Annotated in this window: 2 protein-coding genes; both read left to right on the top strand. The window is 55.8% G+C overall.

The window, feature by feature from the left end:
* Window positions 1-2,255: 2,255 nt before the first annotated feature.
* Window positions 2,256-3,866 (top strand): CRISPR-associated endonuclease Cas4/Cas1, encoded by a 1,611-nt coding sequence (locus tag HMPREF2884_RS06150; protein ID WP_070616290.1) that lies wholly within the window; start codon window positions 2,256-2,258, stop codon window positions 3,864-3,866.
* Window positions 3,866-4,165: a CRISPR-associated endonuclease Cas2 gene (gene cas2 / locus HMPREF2884_RS06145; RefSeq protein ID WP_083309680.1), complete on the top strand. Its 300-nt coding sequence runs from the start codon at window positions 3,866-3,868 to the stop codon at window positions 4,163-4,165. The genes HMPREF2884_RS06150 and cas2 overlap by 1 nt, the downstream gene beginning before the upstream one ends.
* Window positions 4,166-4,486 lie beyond the last annotated feature (321 nt).

Raw genomic sequence — 4,486 nt, 5'->3', positions numbered from 1 at the left:
CCTTCCTTCTGGGAAGGGCTTTCATTGAGGCGAAGACGCACGAGCCGCGTGCCCTACAGGTGCCGCGGATTTCCCTTCCTTCTGGGAAGGGCTTTCATTGAGGCAAAACCCCCCACCTTGCGCTACAAAATCCCCCACCTTATTTCCCTTCCTTCTGGGAAGGGCTTTCATTGAGGCCCAACTTACCTGGGTATTTGGTGCCTGGATTTTTGGCGATTTCCCTTCCTTCTGGGAAGGGCTTTCATTGAGGCGGTACTCGCGCTCCTCGGTCTTCAACCTGCGCGCATTTCCCTGCCTTTTCGATGGGGCTTTCATTGAGGACAGTCGACGGCGGCGCGAACATAGGGCTGGTAGCGGATTTCCCTACAATTTTGGAGGAACCTTCATTGAGGCACACCGTCAGATGGTGCATATAAACGCGAACAACGATTTCCCTGCTTTTTCGTAGGGACCTTTCATTGAGGTGTCGATATCAACACCATCACCGGCGATTTGGCTATGAGATTTCCCCACCTTTGGGAGGGACTTTCATTGAGGCCGTCAGCAGCTCGAAAGGTTCAACCCCTCCTTGAAATTTCCCTTCCTTTTGGGAGGGACTTTCATTGAGGCCAGGACTGGCTCACCGCTAGGCAACAGCGACTAGCATTTCCCTTCTTTTGGGAAGGGCTTTCATTGAGGCGGTGGCGCGGGCATTGGCGAGGCTGGACATGTGAATTTCTCTTCCTTTTTGGAGGGGCTTTCATTAAGGCGCCGTTCCGAAGCACTGGTGCGTAAAATCCTGTCGGATTTCCTTTCCTATTTGGAAGGGCTTTCATTAAGGGGGTGTGATACACTCGGGCTGAAAGAAGCTCGCTTGCGATTTCCCATACTTTTCGTAGGGGCTTTCATTGAGGCGGCAGTGCGCATGAGATGAAAGCAACCGGGAAATAATTTCCCTTCCTTTTGGGAAGGGCTTTCATCGAGGCGCGGGGATTGGCGACGTGCCATCAACGGACGTGTTGAATTTCCCTTCCTTTTTGGAAGGGCTTTCATTGAGGCGAGACGGAAACCCGCCGCCTCGGAGAAGCTTTCAACAATTTCCCTTCCTTTATGGAGGGCTTTCATCGAGGCGGGCTTAGCCTCGGCACTCCCTCACGCCCTGGAATCATTTTCTTTCCTTTTTGGAGGGGCTTTCATTGAGGCCGTGACCAGGTTCAGTGGCAAATGTACTGCACCGGTGATTTCCCTTCCTATTTGGAGGGGCTTTCATTGAGGTCTCCTCTTCTTCTTTCGGCGGGCGAGTTCCCGCGAATTTCTCCGCTTTTCAGCGGAGACTTGCATTGAGGACTCATACGCTCAGTAAGCCAGGTGTATATTATGAGCTGTTCTCTCCTGTGGGGAGGGACTTTTATTGAGGCATGGAGGAGTATCATGAGGGTGTTCCTGCGGTGCAGGAATTTCCCTACGGTTTTGTAGGGACTTTCAATAAGGCAGATCAATATCCCCTCAAGATGACCGCAGGACTGCTTGTTCAGTACCTTGAGGTGTAGACTTTCATTGAGGCGCCGCCACTGCGGGACGTAATGATCCCGCCTGTGTGACCATTTCCCTTCCTTTTGGGAAGGGCTTTCATTGAGGGCACTCCAGCATCCTGTACACGTGTGGGGTGCGCGCATTTCCCTGCCTTTTCGTAGGGACTTTCATTGAGTCTGGCGCACCTTTATGGTGACCCCGTGGTGTATTGGCTTTTCCCTTCCTTTTTGGAAGGGCATTCATTGAGGCTGGTCTATGGAAGCTCGCCAGGCTGATGCTGCAGGTTACATTTCTCCGCCCTGGGCGGGGCCCTTTCATTGAGGCTTCAATATCGGCGCAGTGTATGAGAACCGTCCGCTCATTTCCCTACCTTTTCGTAGGGACATTCATTAAGGCATTGAGGTCAAGGCGAATAATGAAAGATTCTCAACTCAGCGATTTCCCTACAGTTTTGTAGGGACTTTCCCTAACCTATTCCTGCTCCGTTCGTGGACCCATCACAGTCCAGGAACGGAGCTTTTCCTTTTCGCCGCGCAGGAAGCAACCAGGCCAAAACACCGACCGCAAACCCCACCCGCCAGCTGCTACCCGCCTCCTCCACACCTCCAAGCAGAAAATTCAACACGCCGGAATAGCGTCATAAACTCGCTGATAAGCCAAAACATTCCGCCGCAGTGCTACCCTCAAAACCAAGCAGTCAAAGCTGACTGCCCACCATATTCGCTCACACCAAGGAGACACCGATGTCTACCCCTTACAGTGCAGGCGACGAACTTCCTATTTCACTCGTCATGCACACCGTGTACTGCCCCCGCCGCGCATGGATCGAATCCAATGGCGAAAAGACCGACACCTCACAAATGCAAGAAGGGCAATCCGCCCACAAACGAGTCGACGACCCCAAAACATCCCGCGGCACACAACAGCGCGCAGTCACCATCTCATCAAAACGCCTCGGACTCACCGGACGGTGCGATGCTATCGAACCGCAAGAAGATGGTTCTACCCGCATCATCGAATACAAAGCAACACCCGTACGCCGCAACGCATCCGTCACACCCGCCCACAGGGTGCAGCTCGCCCTTCAGAAAATCTGCCTCGAAGAAGCCGGCGAAACCGTCAGCGAATGCGCGGTGCACTTCACCAACCACAACAAAACCGTGCCCGTCGACATCTCAGATGAAGACATCCGCACCGCAGAAGAATACGTACACACCACCCGCGCACTCATCGACAACCCGACAGCACCGCAACCCCTCGAAGACTCACCCCGCTGCAGCTGGTGCTCCCACATCTCCGTGTGCCTACCCGACGAATCCCACGGAAAAGAAAACATTACACGTGTCGTCGCCAGCAACCCCGACAGCCAAGTAGCGCACCTCACCACGCAAGGATCAAGAGCGACCGTCCAGCAAGGGCGCCTCATTGTGCAACACCTCGGTGAAACAATCAGCAGCGTACCCCTCGAACGTGTGCACAGCCTCGTTGTCCACGGAAATATCGACGTTTCCTCCGCGCTTCTACGAGAACTCATGTGGCGCAACTGCACCATCATCTGGTGCTCCAGCACCGGCCGAGTCTACGGCTGGTCGCAACCCGGCACCGGACCGAATGGGCTGGCCCGTGTGCAACAGCATGTCCTCTCAGCGCAGGGGCACCTACCCATAGCGGCCGCCATGATTGCCAGTAAAATTGCAAACCAAGCGACCCTGCTGCGCCGCAACGGCCACGCCGCAGATGTATGCCGCACCATGCGAGACATTCAGAAGCACACGCCGCAGGCTACCTCAATCCCGGAGCTGCTCGGCATCGAAGGTGAAGCCGCCTCGCTCTACTTCGGTAGTTTCGCGACCATGCTCAAAGAAGACGTGCTCACCGAACTCGGCTGGACCTGGGCCGGGCGGCAGGGGAGAGGCGCCAACGACCCCATCAACATTCTGCTGAACTATGCCTACGGTATGCTCAGTTCAGAATGTATCCGAGCGACCCTCACCTGTGGGCTCGACCCTCACGCCGGGTTCCTGCACAGCAGCTCTCGCAATAAGCCGGCGCTCGCGCTTGACCTCATGGAAGAGTTCCGCGCCATCATCGCGGATTCTGTGGTGGTGTCTCTTATCAATAGGAAGCAGGTCAAAGCGGCGCACTTCACCGCGGTCGGTGGCAGCTACCGGCTCACACCCGAAGGGCGGAAGACCATCATCGCCGCGTTCGAGAAGCGAATGGCCACGGAGATTACCCACCCCACCTACGGGTACTCGGTGACGTGGCGCCGCGCTATTGAGGTGCAAGCCCGCATGCTCCTGGGCGTAATTAACGGAACCACCCGCGAGTACACGGGGGTGACCGTACGATAATGCGTGACGACGCCCGACGAACACTCATCGCTTATGACGTGCCCAGCGACCGGCGGCGCGCCAAGCTGGCCAAGCTCATTCTCAGTTATGGGGACCGTATTCAGTACAGCGTCTTTATTGTGGATGCGGCCCCTGCCAAGGTGCGACGCATCAAAGACGAGGTTCAGGAACTCATCAATCCGGACGAGGACTCAGTGCTCTTCTGCGACCTGGGGCTGCTGGCCCGTCTTGATGAGCCGACCTTCAGCTACATTGGCCGGGCGCGCGAGGTGACCGAATCGGATGCGCTCATTCTTTAGGCGCGTGCTGCTCATTCGCTAGCGACGCGCGGCAGGGGAGCGGAGGAATGACGAGTTCGATTGCGGACTGGTAGTAGAGGTGGGGATAATGACCTTTGGAGGCTTTGTCTGTCTCCGCGAGAACCTGGCACGTGACGTAATCCTGGCGTGTCGCTCGCGTGATGTTTTGGCTTGTCAATAGTGTTTGAATGCCTGAATGGCTGCTTGGGTATACTTTTTGCGTAGGCCTGCCGCGAGGTTCTCGCAAAGCACTCGTTTCTGCCGCATAATTGCGGGTCAGTTTCGGGTGGCTATTTCCCCGCCTTCGGGTGGGGACTTTCA

The organism is Rothia sp. HMSC073B08, assembly GCF_001812975.1.
Classification (GTDB): domain Bacteria; phylum Actinomycetota; class Actinomycetes; order Actinomycetales; family Micrococcaceae; genus Rothia; species Rothia mucilaginosa.
Note: the sequence above shows the minus strand (reverse complement) of the source record. Positions and strands in the feature narration are given on the sequence as shown.